The organism is Flavobacteriaceae bacterium (genome assembly GCA_003443635.1).
In the GTDB taxonomy this organism is placed as follows: domain Bacteria; phylum Bacteroidota; class Bacteroidia; order Flavobacteriales; family Flavobacteriaceae; genus AU392.
The window spans coordinates 2,383,697-2,402,345 of the sequence record CP031964.1; the positions used below are offsets into that span (position 1 = coordinate 2,383,697).

At 28.5% G+C, this 18,649-nt stretch carries 24 protein-coding genes; 10 read left to right on the top strand and 14 right to left on the bottom strand.

Translation table 11 applies throughout. The features are described 5' to 3' along the window. Positions 1-16 precede the first annotated feature (16 nt). The 6 genes from D1817_10850 to D1817_10875 form a co-directional block, all read right to left on the bottom strand. Positions 17-2,467: a DUF4114 domain-containing protein gene (locus tag D1817_10850; GenBank protein ID AXT20362.1), complete on the bottom strand. Its 2,451-nt coding sequence runs from the start codon at positions 2,465-2,467 to the stop codon at positions 17-19. Positions 2,468-2,583: 116 nt separating this feature from the next. After that, the gene (locus tag D1817_10855; protein ID AXT20363.1) at positions 2,584-3,297 is read right to left on the bottom strand and encodes a DNA-binding response regulator; all 714 of its coding nucleotides are present in this window, start codon (positions 3,295-3,297) and stop codon (positions 2,584-2,586) included. Positions 3,298-3,305: 8 nt separating this feature from the next. Further along, positions 3,306-3,623: an Hpt domain-containing protein gene (locus D1817_10860; GenBank protein ID AXT20364.1), complete on the bottom strand. Its 318-nt coding sequence runs from the start codon at positions 3,621-3,623 to the stop codon at positions 3,306-3,308. A 1-nt stretch (position 3,624) separates the two neighbouring features. Further along, positions 3,625-4,839, bottom strand: coding sequence for a PAS domain S-box protein (locus D1817_10865; GenBank protein AXT20365.1), 1,215 nt, complete (start codon positions 4,837-4,839; stop codon positions 3,625-3,627). Further along, positions 4,839-5,378, bottom strand: a complete 540-nt coding sequence (locus tag D1817_10870) for a hypothetical protein (GenBank protein ID AXT20366.1) — start codon at positions 5,376-5,378, stop codon at positions 4,839-4,841. Before D1817_10870 ends, D1817_10865 begins: the two co-directional genes overlap by 1 nt. Then, complete coding sequence (locus tag D1817_10875) at positions 5,378-5,791, bottom strand: response regulator (protein AXT20367.1); 414 nt, start codon at positions 5,789-5,791, stop codon at positions 5,378-5,380. Before D1817_10875 ends, D1817_10870 begins: the two co-directional genes overlap by 1 nt. Positions 5,792-6,008: 217 nt before the next feature. Here D1817_10875 and D1817_10880 point away from each other — a divergent pair, with 217 nt between their 5' ends. The 8 genes from D1817_10880 (at position 6,009) to D1817_10915 (ending at position 12,509) form a co-directional block, all read left to right on the top strand. After that, entirely contained in the window at positions 6,009-6,851 is an 843-nt protein-coding gene (locus D1817_10880) for a phosphoesterase (protein AXT20368.1), read from the top strand. A 17-nt stretch (positions 6,852-6,868) separates the two neighbouring features. Then, on the top strand, positions 6,869-7,318 hold the full coding sequence (locus D1817_10885) for an SRPBCC domain-containing protein (GenBank protein ID AXT20369.1): 450 nt from the start codon (positions 6,869-6,871) through the stop codon (positions 7,316-7,318). A gap of 247 nt (positions 7,319-7,565) precedes the next feature. After that, positions 7,566-8,228, top strand: coding sequence for a TlpA family protein disulfide reductase (locus tag D1817_10890; protein ID AXT20370.1), 663 nt, complete (start codon positions 7,566-7,568; stop codon positions 8,226-8,228). 151 nt (positions 8,229-8,379) lie between these two features. Next, positions 8,380-9,171, top strand: a complete 792-nt coding sequence (locus D1817_10895) for a LytTR family transcriptional regulator (GenBank protein ID AXT20371.1) — start codon at positions 8,380-8,382, stop codon at positions 9,169-9,171. Between the two features lie 91 nt (positions 9,172-9,262). Then, positions 9,263-9,673: a hypothetical protein gene (locus D1817_10900; protein ID AXT20372.1), complete on the top strand. Its 411-nt coding sequence runs from the start codon at positions 9,263-9,265 to the stop codon at positions 9,671-9,673. 98 nt (positions 9,674-9,771) lie between these two features. Then, entirely contained in the window at positions 9,772-10,152 is a 381-nt protein-coding gene (locus D1817_10905; protein AXT20373.1) for a nuclear transport factor 2 family protein, read from the top strand. A 151-nt stretch (positions 10,153-10,303) separates the two neighbouring features. Further along, positions 10,304-11,665 (top strand): oxygen-independent coproporphyrinogen III oxidase, encoded by a 1,362-nt coding sequence (hemN, locus tag D1817_10910; protein AXT20374.1) that lies wholly within the window; start codon positions 10,304-10,306, stop codon positions 11,663-11,665. 10 nt (positions 11,666-11,675) lie between these two features. Further along, complete coding sequence (locus D1817_10915) at positions 11,676-12,509, top strand: universal stress protein (protein ID AXT20375.1); 834 nt, start codon at positions 11,676-11,678, stop codon at positions 12,507-12,509. Between the two features lie 60 nt (positions 12,510-12,569). On the opposite strand, the gene D1817_10920 is transcribed toward D1817_10915, so the two are convergent. Both D1817_10920 and D1817_10925 read right to left on the bottom strand, forming a co-directional pair. Then, positions 12,570-12,776 (bottom strand): hypothetical protein, encoded by a 207-nt coding sequence (locus D1817_10920; protein AXT20376.1) that lies wholly within the window; start codon positions 12,774-12,776, stop codon positions 12,570-12,572. Beyond that, entirely contained in the window at positions 12,739-12,954 is a 216-nt protein-coding gene (locus D1817_10925; GenBank protein ID AXT20377.1) for a hypothetical protein, read from the bottom strand. Before D1817_10925 ends, D1817_10920 begins: the two co-directional genes overlap by 38 nt. Before the next feature lie 105 nt (positions 12,955-13,059). Between D1817_10925 and D1817_10930 the strand changes: the two genes are divergently transcribed. Continuing rightward, positions 13,060-13,476 carry a hypothetical protein gene (locus tag D1817_10930; GenBank protein ID AXT20378.1) on the top strand — a complete coding sequence of 139 codons (417 nt, stop codon included), beginning with the start codon at positions 13,060-13,062 and terminating at the stop codon, positions 13,474-13,476. Positions 13,477-13,494: 18 nt separating this feature from the next. Beyond that, on the top strand, positions 13,495-13,944 hold the full coding sequence (locus D1817_10935; protein AXT20379.1) for an Hsp20/alpha crystallin family protein: 450 nt from the start codon (positions 13,495-13,497) through the stop codon (positions 13,942-13,944). A gap of 46 nt (positions 13,945-13,990) precedes the next feature. Here the strand turns inward: D1817_10935 and D1817_10940 are convergent, their stop codons facing one another. From D1817_10940 to D1817_10965, 6 genes are all read right to left on the bottom strand, one after another. Further along, positions 13,991-14,815: a universal stress protein gene (locus D1817_10940; protein ID AXT20380.1), complete on the bottom strand. Its 825-nt coding sequence runs from the start codon at positions 14,813-14,815 to the stop codon at positions 13,991-13,993. Positions 14,816-14,917: 102 nt separating this feature from the next. Continuing rightward, the gene (locus D1817_10945) at positions 14,918-15,622 is read right to left on the bottom strand and encodes a sulfite exporter TauE/SafE family protein (protein ID AXT20381.1); all 705 of its coding nucleotides are present in this window, start codon (positions 15,620-15,622) and stop codon (positions 14,918-14,920) included. Next, positions 15,622-16,068: a cytochrome C oxidase Cbb3 gene (locus D1817_10950; protein ID AXT20382.1), complete on the bottom strand. Its 447-nt coding sequence runs from the start codon at positions 16,066-16,068 to the stop codon at positions 15,622-15,624. The genes D1817_10945 and D1817_10950 overlap by 1 nt, the downstream gene beginning before the upstream one ends. 40 nt (positions 16,069-16,108) lie before the next feature. After that, entirely contained in the window at positions 16,109-17,533 is a 1,425-nt protein-coding gene (ccoG, locus tag D1817_10955) for a cytochrome c oxidase accessory protein CcoG (protein AXT20383.1), read from the bottom strand. Positions 17,534-17,579: 46 nt separating this feature from the next. Beyond that, complete coding sequence (locus D1817_10960; GenBank protein AXT20384.1) at positions 17,580-18,464, bottom strand: cytochrome C oxidase subunit III; 885 nt, start codon at positions 18,462-18,464, stop codon at positions 17,580-17,582. Next, a complete protein-coding gene (locus D1817_10965; GenBank protein ID AXT20385.1) occupies positions 18,461-18,646 on the bottom strand; it encodes a CcoQ/FixQ family Cbb3-type cytochrome c oxidase assembly chaperone in 186 nt (61 codons plus the stop codon). The genes D1817_10960 and D1817_10965 overlap by 4 nt, the downstream gene beginning before the upstream one ends. Positions 18,647-18,649 lie beyond the last annotated feature (3 nt).

The following is an 18,649-nucleotide window of genomic DNA, read 5'->3' on the forward strand; positions in this document are numbered from 1 at the left end:
ATTATTAACCACTCAATTATTTTATTACAAATGTTCCTATGTATCTATTATTTAAATCATCGTTAAGTATATACTTATAGAGTCCTTGAGACAAATTTGGAACAGTATATCTAATTTCTTTATTATTCGACACTATCTTTATATGTTGTTCATCTACAATTCTTCCTAACATATCAACCACTTTTATATCCGCATAAAGCATTGAAGAAGATGGTAGTTCAATTGTTGTTGTTGTATTAAATGGATTTGGATAATTTTTAAGAGATTTTGTTTTTAAAATAGTGTCAGAAATGGATAATGTTTCTTCAATACCAAAAACTAAATTGTTAATCTCTAAGCTAAAAGGTATATATGTTTCATAATCTCCTATTACAGAAAACACTATCGTTTTAACATCTTCTATTTCTAAGGAATTACCACTAGCATCTACAAAATCATTTAATGAAATGCTGTAATAAGTTTCTTCTGAGTTTGCTTGAATTGTATACCGTAAACGATTATTCCAGTCCAGTAAACTTTCTGGCATTAATACAATTTCTATAGGTTCATTATTTATAATATTAAATTGTAAAGTTTCATAATCTGAAATATCTAAAGTTTGATCACCTGGTAGCAAGTGTCTAAACAAATTCACATTACCTTTAACAATACCAGAAACGCTAGGTTGTCGTTCAATTTCATAAGTATCATCCGAATAATCTACCTCTTGATTATCCACAAAAAAGGAATCTATAGTAGCATAATCTTCTAAATAATCTAAACCCCAAGGACCATCTGCTAAATACAATGCATCTTGTTGACTTGATTGGTTTGTACTTAATGAGAAACCGATATCGAATAGCGTTCCTACTGAAATTGTTATAGATTCATTCCAATCTCCATTTAAATTTATTTGCTGTGATAAAGTATAACGATCAGAAACTTCAGTTGAAGCTATGCTTCCATTAAAAATCGCAGATTCTGCATTTACTTTGTTAATAATATTTAAAGTGATATTACCGTTGGAATAGTATCCAGATTTAACAAACACGGATGGCGTTACATCATCTAATACTTCACTTGTTAACGGTTTTTCATTTGTTAAGGTGTCAATGATATGATTACTTATTGAGAATACTTGAGAAAAAGAGCCTCCCCAAATTTGAAAATTATAATAATCTCCTTCCGGGTATTGAGCAATATTCCAAAAACTAAATAATTGATTGGATGTTTCTCCTAATTTAACCGAAAAGCTTAATGTATATTCTGTTTCTCCTGTAGCTCGTTTTATTTTAGAGCTAATAATTTGGTGTCCTCTAACAATTACTGTTCTCACGTCTTCTAAGCTTGAATTATTTAATCGATCACAGATTACCTTAGAGTGATCATAAATAGAGCCCTCTGTTGCTGTGGCTAAAACTGCAGATACCCTGTTCTCTTCTTCATAAAAATCTATCGAGAATATTTCGTTGGCGTTAGTAATCTCTAATAAATCTTCTGGGCTAGAAACAAATGCAGTTTCGGTTCCAAACATCCCTGTATGTGGTAAATAATCTTCTAAACTTAAATTATTTTCAGTATTTTCTGCAGACAAAGAAACATTAGGAAAGTAAGCTGCTTGACTACTTTTTATATTATTAACAGTACCTCTTTGTTTTCTTTTAAAATTTCTTTTAGCAATTAAACTTGCTAAATCTCCATTACTTTCTAATCCACCATCATTTCCAGACGTAACATCTGTAGCACTATCAACATCTGCATAATTAGTCGTTTTAATTGCCTCATAAGGATTTGCTGTGACATAAAATACCGCGTCATTAAAATCATTATCACATGAACTATAGTCTCTTCTTATATCTTCAAACCCTAGTATAACTCGTTCATTATCTGGATCTAATAATAGTACATTATGATGTCTTAAATCTTCTTGGCTCTCTGGATTAAAATCTGGATTTGAATGTAACTGCCACAGACCATTACCAACAGAGCTTGAATTTGATGACCAGGCATTAGCTAATAAAACCCAGCCTATTCCTGTATCAGGAGCAAAGGTTCCAATTTTCACTTTATCTCCTACCTGTAATCCACCCCCACTTCCTAATGCCGAAACATTTGGAAAAATAATAGTAATCTCTTCTGGAGTTGGAGGAGTTTGTGACGGATTATTAACATCATAGGTATAAAAACCTAACACATTTCTATAACCAGCACCTTCACTTACAAAAGTTACCCAAACATCGGCTTGATCTTCTATAATAATATCTGTGTCGTATCCTGATGATATATAATGTGGGTTATAATCTGGAACAGGATAGCTTTCTGGCAGAGAACTACTAATTAGTTCCTGTGTTTCTACAGAAACAGTATCGCCTGGGTTTTCTAGATATAAAGGTGTTCCGTTAGAAGTATAGCTTCCTAAAAACTGATAATTTTGAGCAACAAGTGGTGATGCACTTATAATTGCTATTAAGAGTAGTAATTTATTCATGGTATTTTGTTTTATACCATAAATTTATTTTAAGAAGTTATTTTAGAGTTATTTTTTCGGTCGCAAGAAATTATGTGTCGACAGATGGTTAATTAATTAGGGTAAACAATTTTAAATTAAAGTAAGTTTAGGCGTTTCATTAGCTCAGGTCTATTAGATCGACTTACAGGAATTACATCTTTTTTAATCAAAACACTATTATCTTCAATATCAATAATCTTTTTCACATTAATAATGTATGAACGATGTATTTTAAGAAATAAAGAGTCTGGTAATTTTTCTTCAATCTTCTTTAATGTTGAATGTACTGTATAATTATTGTCTTCAGTTTTTACATTAATATAATCTCCTTTAGCTTCTATTAAATAAATACTAGGAATATCAATTTTTATAAGACGCCTATCTATATTAATATAAAGATCATTCTCAGATGTTGTTTCTACACTAGAAGAAACAAGAGTATCATTATTTACTTTAACAACATATTTTTCAGCTTTTTGAATGGCCTTTTCAAAACGTGGAAATACAATTGGTTTAACCAAATAATCTACAATACAGTCATATTCAAAAGCTTCAATTGCAAAATTAGAATCTGATGTTGTTAAGATAATTTTAGGAGGTTTTTTTAAAGTTTGGATAAAATCGAAGCCTGTAAATCCTGGCATATGAATATCTAAAAAAATAAGATCTATCTCTTTTTGATTTAAATATTTTATAGCTTCAATAGCATTTGAAAATTCTTCAACTACATTAAGAGTAGGTATATTGCTACATAATTGATTAATTACAATTCTTGCTGTAGCTTCATCATCTATTATTATACAATTCATAAATTTCGTTACAGTATATTTAAATAATCTGTTATGATTTGTAAAACAGTATTAAAATCATCTTTAAGATCTAAATTATCATCTCTAAGATCATTTTCGAATTCTACAGCTAGGGCATAACTTTTTTCAAGCCCTAAAATACTAATTTTATGTTTAAGTTTATGAACATTTTCTGCTGCTTTTTTATAATCTTTAGATTTAATGTTCTTTAAATAAATAGATTTCTCTTCAGGAAATTCAGATTTAATAACTGCTATTATTTTATTTTTAAATGCTGCATCTCCTGAGCTCAGATCATTAATATAATATAGATTAGGTTGTTCCATTTTATACTTTTTTTAATGTAAAATAAAATGTAGTCTCTATTCCTAGTTTTGAATCTACCCAAATTCTTCCATTAAATAGGTCGACAATTTTTTTCACAATAGATAAACCAATACCTGAAGATTTCTTATTATCATTAAGAGCATGAAAGATTTTAAAAATCTTACTATGATATTTTTTATCTATCCCTATCCCATTATCTTTTATTGAAAACTGATAAAACAATTTCTTTTCTGAAACATCAATTTCAATTACTCCTTTCTTTTTATCATTAAACTTTATGGCATTACTCATCAAATTCTGAAATAATTGCTGCAATTTGGTTTTATCTCCTCTAATAATTGGTAGTTTATTAAGTATATCTATAGAGATATGCTCAGGAACAAATAGGATTTGTTTTAAATCTGTAACTAACACATTTAAATCAACCTCTTCAGTTTCATTGTTGTTACCTAAGCTTGAATAATTTAAAATATCTGAAATCAATTGCTCCATTTTTTCTAATGTACTTTCAATCAATTCGAAATTTTGAAGACTAACTTCATCAAACTTTTCTTTATTATCTTCTTTTATCCAATTAACCAATGCATCGATACTTCGCAACGGAGATTTTAAATCGTGTGATACGATGTGGGCATATTCTTGAAGCTCATCATTACTTTTTTCTAATGCTTCTTTTTGTTCTTCGATTAAGTTTGCAGAAAACTTAGCTTCTGTAATGTCTCTTATGATACCTTGAGCGGCAACAGGTTCTTTTTGTTTATTATAAATGATGGATGCATTAATGTGTACCCATTTAACTTCTTTTGCTTTTGTAAAAACTCTTGCAGTATAATCTGTAAAGAATCCTTTTTTAACTAATTCTTTAAACGATTGTATTGCATATCTATAATCTTCCTTATAAATAAGCTTAGTTACATTAATACTTTCGTTTTCAACATTATAACCAAAAAGTTCAATGGCGGCATCATTCATTTTAATAACATTGCCCTTAATATCCATTACTAGATAGGCATCATTAATATTCTCGAAAACACCTTGTAATTGTACTGTTTTTTCATCTAAAAGAAATTCTAATTTATGATTGGCTTCTTTTAATTCTTGTGCTGTATTAAAAAGTGCTAATGATTTTTCTTCAAGAATTTTCTCTGCTTGTTTTCTAGCTAATTTTTCTCGATGTAAAGCTCGTTGTAGTATATCAATTTGGTCTTGGCTCATTAATTTTTATTAATAATGAATTTAACTTCTGTACCATCTTCTTTAATTTTTTCTAAAATAATAGTAGCAGTTGCATTAAAGTGTTCAAAAGTTTTATTCATTAACCCTAATCCAAAATGATGCATCGCTCTGCTAGAACTATAGATCATTATTAATTTGTTCTTTGTCTTTTCTATAACATTAAAAGTAGGTAATTCGGCATCAGGATAAATTTTCCTAACCTCAACATGTATGTGATTTTCTATTGAGGCTAGCATCTCAATAGGGTCGCTGTAAGTGTTTAAAAGCCCTGGATAGCTAACCTCTAACACACTAAAAAAGTGTTCTGCATAAACTAACAGTAGATCATCGATACTAATATTAGTATTAGCGCTTAGATTTTGAAGTAATTGCAACATCTCTGAAAACTTATAAGTTCCTATAGAAGTATATATACCTCCCGAATCTAATTCAGATTGTTCAATAATCTTATCAACCATGGGCAATCCAAATTTATGCTCGACTAAATCTAAAAACTCAGTAAAAACAATACCCTTCATTAAAATTCTATTAATTCGTTAATACTCCAGTAAGATAACACTTTTTCTATTTTAGATACATATTCTTCGTATTTTAATGGTTTTAAAATATATCCAGAAACACCTATTTTATAACACTCTAATAAATCTTTTTTATTGTTTGATGTGGTTAGAATAATTGTTGGAACATGCTTTAATTTTTCATCATCCTTCAAAATAGATAAAAATTCAATACCACTAATTTTAGGCATATTTAAATCCAACAAAATAATGTTAGGTAAACTGTCTTTTTGTTTTAAAATCTTAAGTGCGTCGTCTCCATTATTAGCTTCTATTAGTGTATGATCTAATTGTAATTTCGAAATTGTTCTTTTCAATTTCATAACTTCAATAGTATCATCTTCAATCAACAATACTTTTAAATTATTTTTCATTTTGAGGGTTTTATAATTTGAAAATATCGAGATTTAGATAAAGTGAATATTTATATTCGTTTAATTAAAATTTAGTGTCGATGAATAACTTTTAAGTGTCGACGAATGGTTTTTATGATTTACAGGTAAAAATCTTGAGGAAAAATCATTTATATTTATAGTTACTGCATAATAATGTCTCTGTAGAAAGCTTATTCATATATTGTAGTTAATTAAAATGAATAGAAGGAAATTTATAAAACAAACTTTTTGGGGAACTATAGGCGCTGGGTTTTGCACAGGACTTTATGCCTGGCAAATTGAGCCTTTCTGGTTAGAATTTGTTAAGAAAAAAATGCCTATTTCTAATTTACCTAAAAGCCTTGTTGGTAAAACACTAATGCAAATAAGCGATATTCATGTTGGCAATCGTTTTGATTATAACTACATTATTGATTCATTCAAAAAAGCTCAGGAATTTAAACCAGATTTCGTTGCTTATACTGGAGATTATGTGAGTTACGAAAACGAAGAGCAATTTAAACAACTAGGTGAAGTTTTAAAATATATAGTTAAAGGAAAGATAGCAACAGTAGGAATACTTGGAAATCATGATTATGGCAAGAATTGGTCGGAACAAAAAGTAGCAAATCAAATTTCATCTCAATTAACAAATTCCGGTATCACCTTATTAAAAAATTCACAAACTGACTTTGAAGGATTAAATATTATTGGCTTTGATGATTATTGGGGCTTAAATTTTGCTCCAGAAAAAATAATGAGTAACTACGATAAAACAAAAGCAAATTTGCTTTTATGCCATAACCCTGATGTTTGTGATTTAGATGTTTGGAATGGTTATCAAGGTTGGATTCTTTCTGGGCATACTCATGGTGGGCAATGCAAGCCTCCATTTTTAAAAGCACCAATGTTACCAGTAAAGAATAAAAGGTATTCGCAAGGAGAAATAGACTTAGGGGATGGTAGAAACCTCTATATTAATAGAGCCATTGGACATTTATGGCAGGTAAGATTTAATGTAAGGCCCGAAATCACAATATTTGAACTCGAAGAGGTATAATTAAAAAAATATTCATTATGAATAGGGAAATCTCTAAAAAAATTAAAATCAGACAAACTCCTAAAAAAATTTATCGTAGTCTGATAACACCATCTTCAATTACTCATTGGTGGGAAGCAAAATCAGCAATAGTCATTGAAGAAATTGGAGGGATATATGTAATATCTTGGGGTAATAATATAGATGATCCAGATTTCACAACAGTTTCAAAAATAGCAGAATTGACACCAAACAAACAAATTTCTTTAGAGTATTTATCGTATAAGGCAAAACTAGGTAAATTACCATTTACTTCTAAAATGAATGTTCAATTTACAATCAATAAAATAGATTCAACAGTTTCAGAACTTACCGTCAAGCAATCAGGAATTCCTACTGAAAAGATTGCAGATGATTATTATAATGGATGTATATCTGGTTGGGAAAGTGTTTTGATGAATATTAAAAGATTTTGCGAATCTTTATGAAACAAAATTGGATTATATTATACGATTGAGAATGACTTAATAAGTTAAAAATCTACTATAATACCTAATCAATAAGCAATTTTAAACATTATACACATGTCATAATTCGTTGTTTATTACTTAATAATTTTTTGAGGGTTTTTAATCGATTTTTATACTTTACTTCTTTTTTGTTAACTTAGTTTGTTCACAATCATAACGAAGTCGCATTTAAACATATGATGATAATTTTCATCTCTCGTCATAAATGGAGAAAATAGTACAAATAATTGGAGAATATGCTTTCTTTTTTGATCACTATGGTAATTATGTTTTAATTCCTTTATTTATAGTTATTCTCATAACAGATTGGAAAGTTTCGAAATTAAATTTTTCTAATCTAAAAAAGAAGATATTACGAACCTCTTTAAGTATCTCAGCAATTATTTTGGGAGCTTTGATTTATATGACAAATTTCTCTCTCAAACCAATGATAAGTTCGTTGGCAAAAGTTGATAATGCTATCGGAACAGAAATGGTCCATTTCGAGTATTTAAATGTTGCTAATAACGAAATTGAAACGCTAGAAGATCATAATGGAAAAATTGTACTTTTAAATTTTTGGGGTACTTTTTGCCCTCCATGTATTAAGGAATTCCCGGATTTGAAAAAATTAGAAACCCAATTCTCTGAAGATTTAGTTGTCATAGCTATAAGTGATGAAAATTCAGAAAAAATTAAACAGTTCATTTTAAAAATAGAAAGCCCTTCTATTATTGGGATGCAAAAAAACTACCAATGGATTAATCCTGAAAAATTTCTACCTCTTTCTGTTATTATTGATAGAGGGAAAATAAAAGAGCGTTTTTTTGGTAGGAAGACATATAAAAATTTGGTTGAAATTATAGAACAAGTTAAAAAAGAACATTAAATTAATTAATGATAAAATTCTTTAGAAAATCAGACAATAAATGCTTTATGAAAATGAGTTCAGTTAATATTTTTATAAGCTGTTGGAGAAATTATACTTCTAATTTAATATATAAATTTATTAAATATTACACCATTTATAACTGATATTCATGATGCTTTTTAGAGAAAACAAACAGTTAACTGCATTTATTTTTTTATTTCTTGCAGGTCTTATAATAGCTTCTGCTATATTATTTCAAACTTATACTATTAATTCTAGTTATGAAAAACCATCTCCTTTAATGGTCTTTCCTACTCTATTTTTTTATTTGAGTTTTTCTATTATCGCATTTATATTTCCTTGGAGTTGGAAAAAAGCAAAAGAGACAGTCTATTTAAAAATAATATTTATCATTCTCACATGTTTAGTATTTATTATAGGATTTATATTAATCTCATCTGTATTAGAATGGGCTACCAGTAAGAGAGAATACTCTCTTTGGAAAGGTTTTATGTTTACTTTATATCATTCTAGTATTTTAATATTTTTTATTTACGCTCTCATTTCGTGTCTACTCTACTTTATAGGAGTGACTAAAGAAAAGCCTATTTTAAAAGAATATTTAACAACTATTCCTATTAAAAAAAGAGGAGAAACTTTTTTTATAAATATTAGTGAGATTCAGTTATTTGAAGCAAACGACAATTATATTTCTATCTATACAATTGGTAATAATCAATATCTTATTAGGAAAACCCTAAGTAAACTTGAAGAACAATTAGATCCGTTAGTTTTTCAACGTATCCACAGAAAGTATTTAGTTAATCTTAATTATGTTAAGTCCACCAAAGTTGATCCAAATGGTGGTTATTTTATTTACTTGCAATTTGAAAGAACTGTAAAAATGAGTAAAAGTTATAAGGAAAAACTCAAGTTGTTGTTTCCAAAAAATAATTCATAAGTTTTCACCACAATTATCTTATAATACACCACATTATTGCATTTTAAATTCACCTATATTCTACATTTGAAGCAAACAAAACAACTCAACTATGGTTATAAAAACTATTGACTCAATCAGAACTAGCTTAACTAGAATACAGTCAATCCTTTTATGGTTAATTGCTCTTTGGTTTGCATATAGTCTTGGAATCAATGGAGTTCGAAAATTGGACCCTGATGGCTTCTGGACAAATGCATTTCAAAGATGGGGTTACCCAAATTGGTTTAGAACACTTATTGGAGTTTTAGAATTGTTTGGAGCTTTACTTTTATTAATTCCTAAAATTCGATATATAGGAGCTTTTATTCTTTTCTTTGTTATGATAGGAGCACTAATTACAAGAATAATTCATGGAACAAGTTTGGGTGATGCTCTATCAATTGCTTCTAACGCAATTGTTTTCTTATATCTTATTACATATCACTCAAAGAATGATACTCCTTCGATTACAAAAAGTTAATTATTTGTTTTAGAGATTTCTTGTTACCGAATGACACTTAATCCATTTTCATTAACTTAGTCAGTATCAAAAGAAGAATAGTTAAAACTCAATTATTTATGTTATCTAAAAAAGAAATAGCAATTAATTATATAAATTTTCTTGAAAAAGGGAATATAACAGATGTGTTGAGTTTATTTACTAAAAACGGTATTGTAGATTCTCCTGTATATGGAGTAATGAATGCGCATCAATTTTATAACAAGTTAAATAACGATACAACAAATTCAGAACTAGATTTAAAAGGAATTTTCGAAGAGAAAGATTCAAATAGTTTAGCACTTTATTTTAAATATAAATGGACCTTAAAAAACAATCAAAAAGTAGAGTTTGATGTTGTAGATATTATAGAATTTGATACTTCAAATAAAATTACTAAGCTTAAAATTATATATGATACAGTAATTTCCAGAGAATTGGTAAAACAATTAGAAAGTTAAAGCTGACTCCTATTTTGATAATATTTACAGGAAATAATTTTAATTTAAAGATCATAAATAACCTGCAAGTATAAATTATGGTTGTCATATGATAATTATCATATTTTAACCCTGTTTTGATACCTAATTTTGAAACATTAAAATTTTAGGTATGTGCAATTTGACAAATAAATATAATATTGCTGGTCCTAGGTATACCAGTTATCCAACAGTTCCATATTGGGATATGGACAGTTTTTCTTTAAAACAATGGAAATCTACTTTACAACAATCTTTTAATGAGAGTAATACTTCTGAAAGTATTAGCATCTATATACATTTACCCTTTTGTGAAAGCTTGTGTACCTTTTGCGGTTGTAATAAGCGTATTACAAAACAACATAATATAGAGCGGCCATACATTAACGCGCTTTTAAAAGAATGGAATTTATATCTCGATATTCTTCCTGTAAAACCAAAAATTAAAGAGTTGCATATAGGTGGTGGAACACCTACTTTTTTCTCTCCTAAAAATTTAGAACTTTTAATTAAGAGTTTATTAAATAAAGTATCACTAGCTAATGACTATGAATTTAGTTTTGAGGGGCATCCTAACAATACAACAGAAGAACATCTTCAAACACTTTATAATTTAGGGTTTAGGCGTGTTAGCTTTGGTGTACAAGACTATAATCAAACAGTACAAAAAGCAATCAACCGGATACAGTCTTTTGAAAATGTGAAAAGCGTTACTGAAACTGCTAGAAAAATTGGATATACTTCAATTGGTCACGATATTATTTTCGGTTTACCACTTCAAACAGAAGCGCATCTTATTAAGACTATTCAAAAAACTAAAACTTTAATGCCAGATCGTATTGCATTTTATAGCTATGCACATGTGCCATGGTTAAAAGGAAATGGGCAACGTGGATTTAAAGACAGTGATTTACCTTCAGCAGAATTAAAAAGAAAGCAATATGAGATTGGAAAAGCATTATTAGATGAAGCTGATTATATTGAAATAGGAATGGATCATTTTACTTTAAAAACTGATGCCTTATATAGATCTTTAACAAATAATGAAATTCATAGAAATTTTATGGGGTACACGGCTTCAAAAACACAGGTCATGATAGGTTTAGGAGTTTCTGCAATTAGTGATAGTTGGTATAGTTTTGCACAAAACGTAAAAAGCTTAGAAGCATATCTTCATTTATTAGATAATAATATCTTACCTGTAACAAAAGGGCATATTTTAAACAGTGAAGATTTAATCATCCGACAGCACATTCTCAATTTAATGTGTCAGTTTACAACTTCCTGGGATTCAGAAAAAAACTATTTTAAAGAACTGCCAGATGTCTTAATAAAATTGAAAGAAATGGAAAATGATGGATTGGTAAAAATATCTTCAAAATCGATTACAGTAACTCAAGAAGGTAAAGCTTTTATCAGAAACATCTGTATGGCATTCGATCTATTATTAAAACGAAAACAACCCGATGTAAAATTATTCTCGATGACTATTTAAAATCAAAGCGATGAAAAAAATTATTGTTCCTGTAGATTTCTCATTACACTCAGAATACGCATTAGAGACTGCTGCTATTTTAGCTAAAAAGCATAATGCAGAAATTTTTGCTCTTCATATGTTAGAAATATCTGAAGCTATACTTACTTCGATAGATAGTGAACAACAAATGAAGACCGCATTTCTTATAAAATATGCAAGAGAACGATTTAATAATTTTTTAGATAAAGATTACTTAAAAGGGATAACAATTACGCCCATAGTAAAGCACTTTAAAGTATTTAGTGAAGTTAATGAAGTAGTAGACGAAAATGATGTTGATTTAATTATAATGGGCTCTAAGGGCAATAGTGGACTCAAAGAAGTATTTGTAGGCTCTAATACTCAAAAGGTTATTAGGCATTCAAATATTCCTGTTTTGGTTTTAAAAGATAAGCCAAACTTAAAAAGTTTTAAAAATGTAGTATTTGCTTGTGACTTTTCAGAAGAATCTATTAAAGCTTATATTAATATTACTAGAATGGTGAAAATTTTAGGAGCACAATTAAACTTACTCTACGTTAATCTTCCGTACAACAGTTTTAAAAGCAATACAGAAATGGAAAAGCAAGTGCTTCAATTTTTAAAACGAGTAGATGGAAACGAAAGGCATATTAACGATGTTCATTTTATTTGTGATTACTCTATTGAAAAAGGAGTTTCAAACTTCTGTAATAAAACAGATATCGATTTAATTACAATTGCAACTCATGGCAGAAAAGGTTTGGCTCATTTTATTGATGGAAGTATTTCAGAAGATTTAGCCAATCACTCCACTCTACCAGTAATGACGTTTAAAATATAATAGTAATTAGATACAAGAAAAAATTAACAATTATAATATTTCATTGTTATAACAATACTTTTATTTTTTAAATTCTAAAGACAACTTAGCTAATATAATTAGTTCAGATTTATTTTTGTTAGCAAAACTAGATGCAATAGCATTAGCTGTTTTTAGTATTAAGGTTTTGATTTCTTTAGAAAATAAATCTTCATTATCCCTTTTAAATTTTAAAAAATTGTCTAGATATTTATTTGTACTCTTTTTTTTTAAGTTCCACTTCTTCAAATGTCTTATATACTACTTTTCTATACATTTTATCCACATGTTTCCAGTCGTTTGTAAGTATGTGATTTAAAGTTAACTTTTCTATTTTATTAATGGTATGGTCACAAGCTGCTATAGCATAAAATAGCTTTCCAATACTTTCATACAAATACAATATATGTTTCTCTTTAGTTATCATTTCAAAAAACTTAAAAATAAAACTTATTTAACTGTATTACAATGACATATGTCATATTTATTTATGTTTTTTATATATAACTTAATATTCTAAAATTTAGAAATCATGAAACAAATAGGTATTTGGATAAATAAAGACAAAGCTTTTATTATTGATAATAATCGTGACACGATGATTACAATATCTTCTAATATAGAACATTTTCATATACATGGTGGATCAGGAACACGTTTTAAAGGTGGCCCTCAAGATGTTGTTCAAGATAGTAAGTATTTGGAACGAGAAAAACATCAATTAAGAGTTTATTTTAAAGATATTATATCACATATTAATAATGAATCTCATATTATCATTTTTGGACCTGCAGAAGCTGGGATGATGTTTTTAAAAGCATTAGAAAAAATTAACAAAACAATTTATAAAAATGTATTAAATATTGTAAAAACAGATTTTATGACACCAAATCAACTTAAAGCTTGGGTTAGAGATTTTTACAAGTCTAAAACAGAAAATGAAGTTTAATTTTAAATATATAGAATTATGTCACTTATTAAATTTAACAACCGAAACAAATTGTTTCCTTGGAACAATGAAGCCTTAAAAGGTCTTTTAAGCTCTGATGACTTTTTTAATACTGACTTTTTTGAAGAAAATGGCTTAATGCCTGCATTGAACATTAAAGAAGTTGATAACAAATTTGAGATTGAAATTGCTGCGCCAGGATTTGCAAAAAAAGATTTTCAAATTACTATAGATAATGGTATCCTAAATGTTCAAGGTAATAAGAGTAAGGAAACTGAAACTTCTGAAGATAATTACACTCGCAAAGAGTTTAATTATAATTCTTTTAAACGTTCGCTTAAACTACCTGATTCTATCGATATTAATAAAATGCCTAAAGCAACCTATAAAGACGGTATTTTAAAAGTTTTATTAAACAAAAACAAAGAGGTTATTGAGTCTTCAAAAAAAGTTATTAAAATTACTTAAGATTAATTGTGTTTTATAAAAGAGAATCAATTTAGTTGATTCTCTTTTATATTTTGTTATGAAAAATTAAAAGCGGTGTTTTTAATGAATTGCTAATTTTAGTTTTTGCTGAACTCGAAAATAAGCGTTCAAAAAAGCCTTCTTTATTTATAAAAAGAATGGACATCCCAATATTCTTAATTTGAATAAAACTATTTATAGCATAATGAGTAGGAACATCATTAATAGTATAATATCGATGTGGTATTTTTTCTAAATATGAATGATCATAAAATGTGTACTCTGTTTTGTTTTGATGAGGATTTATACGTAATACATTTAGTAGAAAAGGATGTGTTATCATAAAAGATTTTAATTGCGAAACAATAATATCTGTTACGTCATCACTAGAGTCTAATGCTAATACAGCTCCTTTTATTGGCTGATATATGTATTGTTTTGGAACAACAAGAGTTTTACAATTAACTTTTCGGATTACATTTAAAGTATTACTACCAAAAAGTACTTCTTTCGCTCCTGTAACTCCATTGCTTCCTAAAACTACAAAATCTATCTTCTTAGATACAACTATTTGATTTATTGCATCGGTAAAATCATCAAAATCAACTATAGTCTCAAACTTATGATTAGTTTTTTTTATATTTTCTAAATTTTGTATGATCTCATTCAAGCGTTTTTTTGGTTTTTTCACTATGGAATCATAAACATTTTGATCAGGTGCTAACATTAAATCGTCCATAGTATAAGATCCCATTTTATGAACGTGCATCACATAAAATTGACATGTATCATTTTTAAAAAATTCTAATGCGTAATTAATTGCATTTTGTGAATTCTCTGAAAAATCTGTAAGCAGTACAATATTTTTCATCACTCTTAATTTAAAAGTTAACTAATTAAATATATTTATAATTCTAAAAAATAAATATGATAAATATCAGTAAATCAGAACAATAAATTTATAATCATAAAATTAATTATAACATTTTATTTCACTAGATACTATTTCCATAACTGGTGTAGGAGATACATAAGGGATTCCCAGTCCTAAACCACGCAGAACAAATAACACTCCAATAATCACAACAAATACAGGAATCATTCTCTGGATACGCTGCTTAACCGCGTTATTTAAAAACTTACCTAAATAAATAGCAGTTGTCATTAATGGGATTGTACCTATGCCAAATAATAGCATGTATAAACTTCCTTGTAATATGTCTCCGGTAGCTATAGCTCCAAAAACAGCCATGTATACTAAGCCGCAGGGCAGAAACCCATTTAAAAATCCGATAGTTAAAAATGTATCTGGTGTTTTTTTCTTTAAAGCAGTTCCCAATCCATTTTTAATTTTGCTAATGAATTTAAAAATAGGTTTAGAAAAATTATAAGTGTTAAGTGCTTTATGAGGTAATAACACTACAACAATCATTATCATTCCTGTAATAATTGAAAGCCGTTGTTGTATTCCAAAAATATAAAGGCTTTTCCCAATCAATCCAAAACATAATCCTATAAAACTATAGGTAGCTAAACGTCCTATATGATATAATGCAATTTGATTTATTTTTTTAAAAGAATTACTTCTATCTACTGGTAGCATAAAGGCTATTGGTCCACACATTCCAACACAGTGTAAACTTCCTAAAAAACCTAATATAAATGCAGATAAAAGCATTAGTATATAATATTTTGCTTGTATAAATATTCTTCTTTATTATAACTCCAATCTACTATAATGTTCCAACGACCATCTAACAAACGATTGTCAGGTATGAGCAAAGTGTGATCTGACAATGAAATTGGGATTTCAAAGTCAAACTGCTTATTAGATGGTCTATATAGGAACACTTTTCCTTTCACTTTATGCGCTTCAAGTGTTTTAGGAAAAATTATTTGTAATCCTTTATTTGTTTTTTTCCAGATTACATTTTCAGCTAAAGTTTTAGAGTTCTTTTCTTTATTTATATCGTTTTGATATTCTAGCTCCTGACCATAATAATCTTCAGTCACTAAATCGTGATTATATTTTTTATCTGAATTCATCGTTATCACGAAATACATAATAAAGCTTATAAAGCCTATAAACGCCAGTACTATTCCTGTCCCCCAATTAAATTTCATTATTCTTTTTTTGTTATTCTTTATTTAATTTAGAAAAATCTTACTTGTAACTTCTCGGTCCTAAAAAATTAACACTTGTGGTTTCTATTAGTCCGTCATTACTATAAATTTCGATCATTAGTTTATTTTTATCTCCTTTTAAATCACTCTTATTTATTTCAATAAAGAGTGTTCCTTCTGCAATTCCTTGCTCTGGCACTACAAAGTTATCTGTAGCAGAAACTAGTTTTATAACTCCTTTTTGTTTTCTGAGACTAAATTTTACATTTTCAATTTCTTTGGTAGTTTTATTTACCAATTTATAAGTAAACACATTACTTATAATATTATCATCTTTATGCTCATACAATTGCCCAGGAAGTCTTAACACTCGAGCTTCTATATCATTTCTTAAAAATAACATCCCGATAAAAACACCTGTAAGTATAGCTAATACAGCAATATAACCTTTAAGTCTAGGTGTGAGTTTAAATGGTTCTTTTTGTTCAATATTTGCTTCACTAGTATATCTTATAAGACCTTTAGGTAAATTGATACTTTCCATAATATGATCACATTCATCTATGCATGCGGTACAGTTTACACATTCTAATTGTGTTCCGTTTCTAATATCTATTCCCGTAGGGCAAACATTAACACATTGAAAACAATCTATACAATCTCCAACACCTAAAGCTTTTCTATCTTCGTTTTTTCTAAATTTCTTTCTACCTTCTTCAGCTTCTCCTCGTTTATGATCGTAAGCCACAATAATAGATTTGTTATCTAAAAGCACACCTTGTAACCGTCCATAAGGACATGCAATAATGCAAACTTGCTCTCTAAACCAAGCAAACACAAAATAAAATACAGCTGTAAAAATAATAAGAGGAAGTAGTGTATTTAAATGATTTGATGGTCCTTCTGTGACATATCTAAATAACTTATCGCTTCCTATTAAATACGCTAGAAACACATTTGCAATTAAAAATGAAATTATTAAAAAGAGTGACCATTTTAAAATGCGCTTTCTTATTTTTTCTGCATTCCAAGCTTGTTTATCTAACCGCATTTGTTTACCTCTATCTCCATCAATCCAATATTCAATTCTACGAAAAACGAGTTCTAAAAAAATGGTTTGTGGGCAGATCCATCCGCAAAAAATACGTCCAAAAGCCACAGTAAAGATTGTTACAAAAACAATTCCAATAATCATTGTAATTACCATTAAATGAAAATCTTGTGGCCAAAATGGAAGTCCAAAAATATTAAAACGCCGTTCTAATATATTAAACATTAAAAATTGATTCCCTCTTATTTTTATAAATGGAGATGCTATAAGAAATAGTAAGAGTATATAGCTCACTATTTTCCTTTTTTCATAAAATGGTCCTTTAGGCATTTTAGGAAATACCCATGCGCGTTTCCCTTTTTCGTCAACGGTACCAATAGAATCTCTAAATATTTCGTTTTCTGGGGTTTCCAAGATTGTACTTTATATCATTTAATTAAAAATCTGTCAAATAATATTATTATTCTTTACTCTCTTCTACCCAAACATCGCCTTCTGCGGCTTTTGGATCGGCAGGTGTAGTACCTTGAAATTGTAATACATAACTAGCCACCTGTGCTATTTCCGAAGGTTTTAAACTCTGCTTCCAAGCAACCATACCCTTTCCGTTACGCCCACCTTCAGAAATGGTTTTAAATACATTTTTAATACCTCCACCTAAAATCCAATTCTCATCTGTTAGGTTTGGACCAATACCTCCTCCTCCATCTGCTTTATGACAAGCCACACAATTAGTTTCAAAAATCTTCTTTCCGTTGCTTAAATCTGATGCATCAGTTAATAACTCAACCGTATTATAATCCACAAGGTCTTTTGCAGTCTTCTTATATTCTTCAATCGCTATTTTTGCTTCTGCATACTCGGTTTCTAATTCTTCATATTGATTATCACCATTTAAAATATGGTAACGTATAAGGTATACTGCTGCAAAAATAACAGAGGCATAAAATCCATATAACCACCAAGGTGGAAGCGCATTATCCAACTCTTTTATTCCATCATAATTATGATCTAAAATAATTTCGTGCTCTTCTTCAATCGGTTTTGTTTTTAAAAGCTTTTTATAGGTGTTTTTTATCCAATTAAATTCAGGCAGTTTATTGCGTTTAGCATCATACCTCTCTTTTGCTTCTTTATCTAAACTTTGGTATAACACATTTTCCATAGCTCCTACTATACCTTCTATAGCTATAATAATTAAAAACACTAATACTAAAAAGAGCATTATTATAGGATATTTTAAAAATGCTGGTTCATCTCCAGAATCAATAAAATATTCTATAAGTCCGAAAATGGTAAAAAATACAAAAGGGATTCTCAGCCAGGTAGGAAATAAATTTCTCATAGTTCTGTATGGTTTTGGTTATCTAATGGAAGGTTACTTACTGTAGTGATATAATCTTTTTTAGCGGTAATTACCCACCAAAATAGAACTACAAAAAAGATAAAAAATATAAGTAAAGAAATTAGTGGATATATCTCTATTCCTGTCATACTCTCCATATGGTTTTTCACAAATTTTAGCATCGT

What these genes read in the sequence shown, in the direction of transcription:
- D1817_10960 (AXT20384.1), bottom strand. Translation starts at nt 18,464, where the DNA reads ATGAGAAATTTATTTCCTACCTGGCTGAGAATCCCTTTTGTATTTTTT.
- D1817_10885 (AXT20369.1), top strand. Translation starts at nt 6,869, where the DNA reads ATGAATAGGGAAATCTCTAAAAAAATTAAAATCAGACAAACTCCTAAA.
- D1817_10965 (AXT20385.1), bottom strand. Translation starts at nt 18,646, where the DNA reads ATGCTAAAATTTGTGAAAAACCATATGGAGAGTATGACAGGAATAGAG.
- D1817_10915 (AXT20375.1), top strand. Translation starts at nt 11,676, where the DNA reads ATGAAAAAAATTATTGTTCCTGTAGATTTCTCATTACACTCAGAATAC.
- D1817_10875 (AXT20367.1), bottom strand. Translation starts at nt 5,791, where the DNA reads ATGAAAAATAATTTAAAAGTATTGTTGATTGAAGATGATACTATTGAA.
- D1817_10930 (AXT20378.1), top strand. Translation starts at nt 13,060, where the DNA reads ATGAAACAAATAGGTATTTGGATAAATAAAGACAAAGCTTTTATTATT.
- D1817_10890 (AXT20370.1), top strand. Translation starts at nt 7,566, where the DNA reads ATGGAGAAAATAGTACAAATAATTGGAGAATATGCTTTCTTTTTTGAT.
- hemN (AXT20374.1), top strand. Translation starts at nt 10,304, where the DNA reads ATGTGCAATTTGACAAATAAATATAATATTGCTGGTCCTAGGTATACC.
- D1817_10880 (AXT20368.1), top strand. Translation starts at nt 6,009, where the DNA reads ATGAATAGAAGGAAATTTATAAAACAAACTTTTTGGGGAACTATAGGC.
- D1817_10850 (AXT20362.1), bottom strand. Translation starts at nt 2,467, where the DNA reads ATGAATAAATTACTACTCTTAATAGCAATTATAAGTGCATCACCACTT.
- D1817_10865 (AXT20365.1), bottom strand. Translation starts at nt 4,839, where the DNA reads ATGAGCCAAGACCAAATTGATATACTACAACGAGCTTTACATCGAGAA.
- D1817_10925 (AXT20377.1), bottom strand. Translation starts at nt 12,954, where the DNA reads ATGATAACTAAAGAGAAACATATATTGTATTTGTATGAAAGTATTGGA.
- D1817_10950 (AXT20382.1), bottom strand. Translation starts at nt 16,068, where the DNA reads ATGAAATTTAATTGGGGGACAGGAATAGTACTGGCGTTTATAGGCTTT.
- D1817_10905 (AXT20373.1), top strand. Translation starts at nt 9,772, where the DNA reads ATGTTATCTAAAAAAGAAATAGCAATTAATTATATAAATTTTCTTGAA.
- D1817_10860 (AXT20364.1), bottom strand. Translation starts at nt 3,623, where the DNA reads ATGGAACAACCTAATCTATATTATATTAATGATCTGAGCTCAGGAGAT.
- D1817_10855 (AXT20363.1), bottom strand. Translation starts at nt 3,297, where the DNA reads ATGAATTGTATAATAATAGATGATGAAGCTACAGCAAGAATTGTAATT.
- D1817_10870 (AXT20366.1), bottom strand. Translation starts at nt 5,378, where the DNA reads ATGAAGGGTATTGTTTTTACTGAGTTTTTAGATTTAGTCGAGCATAAA.
- D1817_10940 (AXT20380.1), bottom strand. Translation starts at nt 14,815, where the DNA reads ATGAAAAATATTGTACTGCTTACAGATTTTTCAGAGAATTCACAAAAT.
- D1817_10945 (AXT20381.1), bottom strand. Translation starts at nt 15,622, where the DNA reads ATGCTTTTATCTGCATTTATATTAGGTTTTTTAGGAAGTTTACACTGT.
- D1817_10895 (AXT20371.1), top strand. Translation starts at nt 8,380, where the DNA reads ATGATGCTTTTTAGAGAAAACAAACAGTTAACTGCATTTATTTTTTTA.
- D1817_10900 (AXT20372.1), top strand. Translation starts at nt 9,263, where the DNA reads ATGGTTATAAAAACTATTGACTCAATCAGAACTAGCTTAACTAGAATA.
- D1817_10935 (AXT20379.1), top strand. Translation starts at nt 13,495, where the DNA reads ATGTCACTTATTAAATTTAACAACCGAAACAAATTGTTTCCTTGGAAC.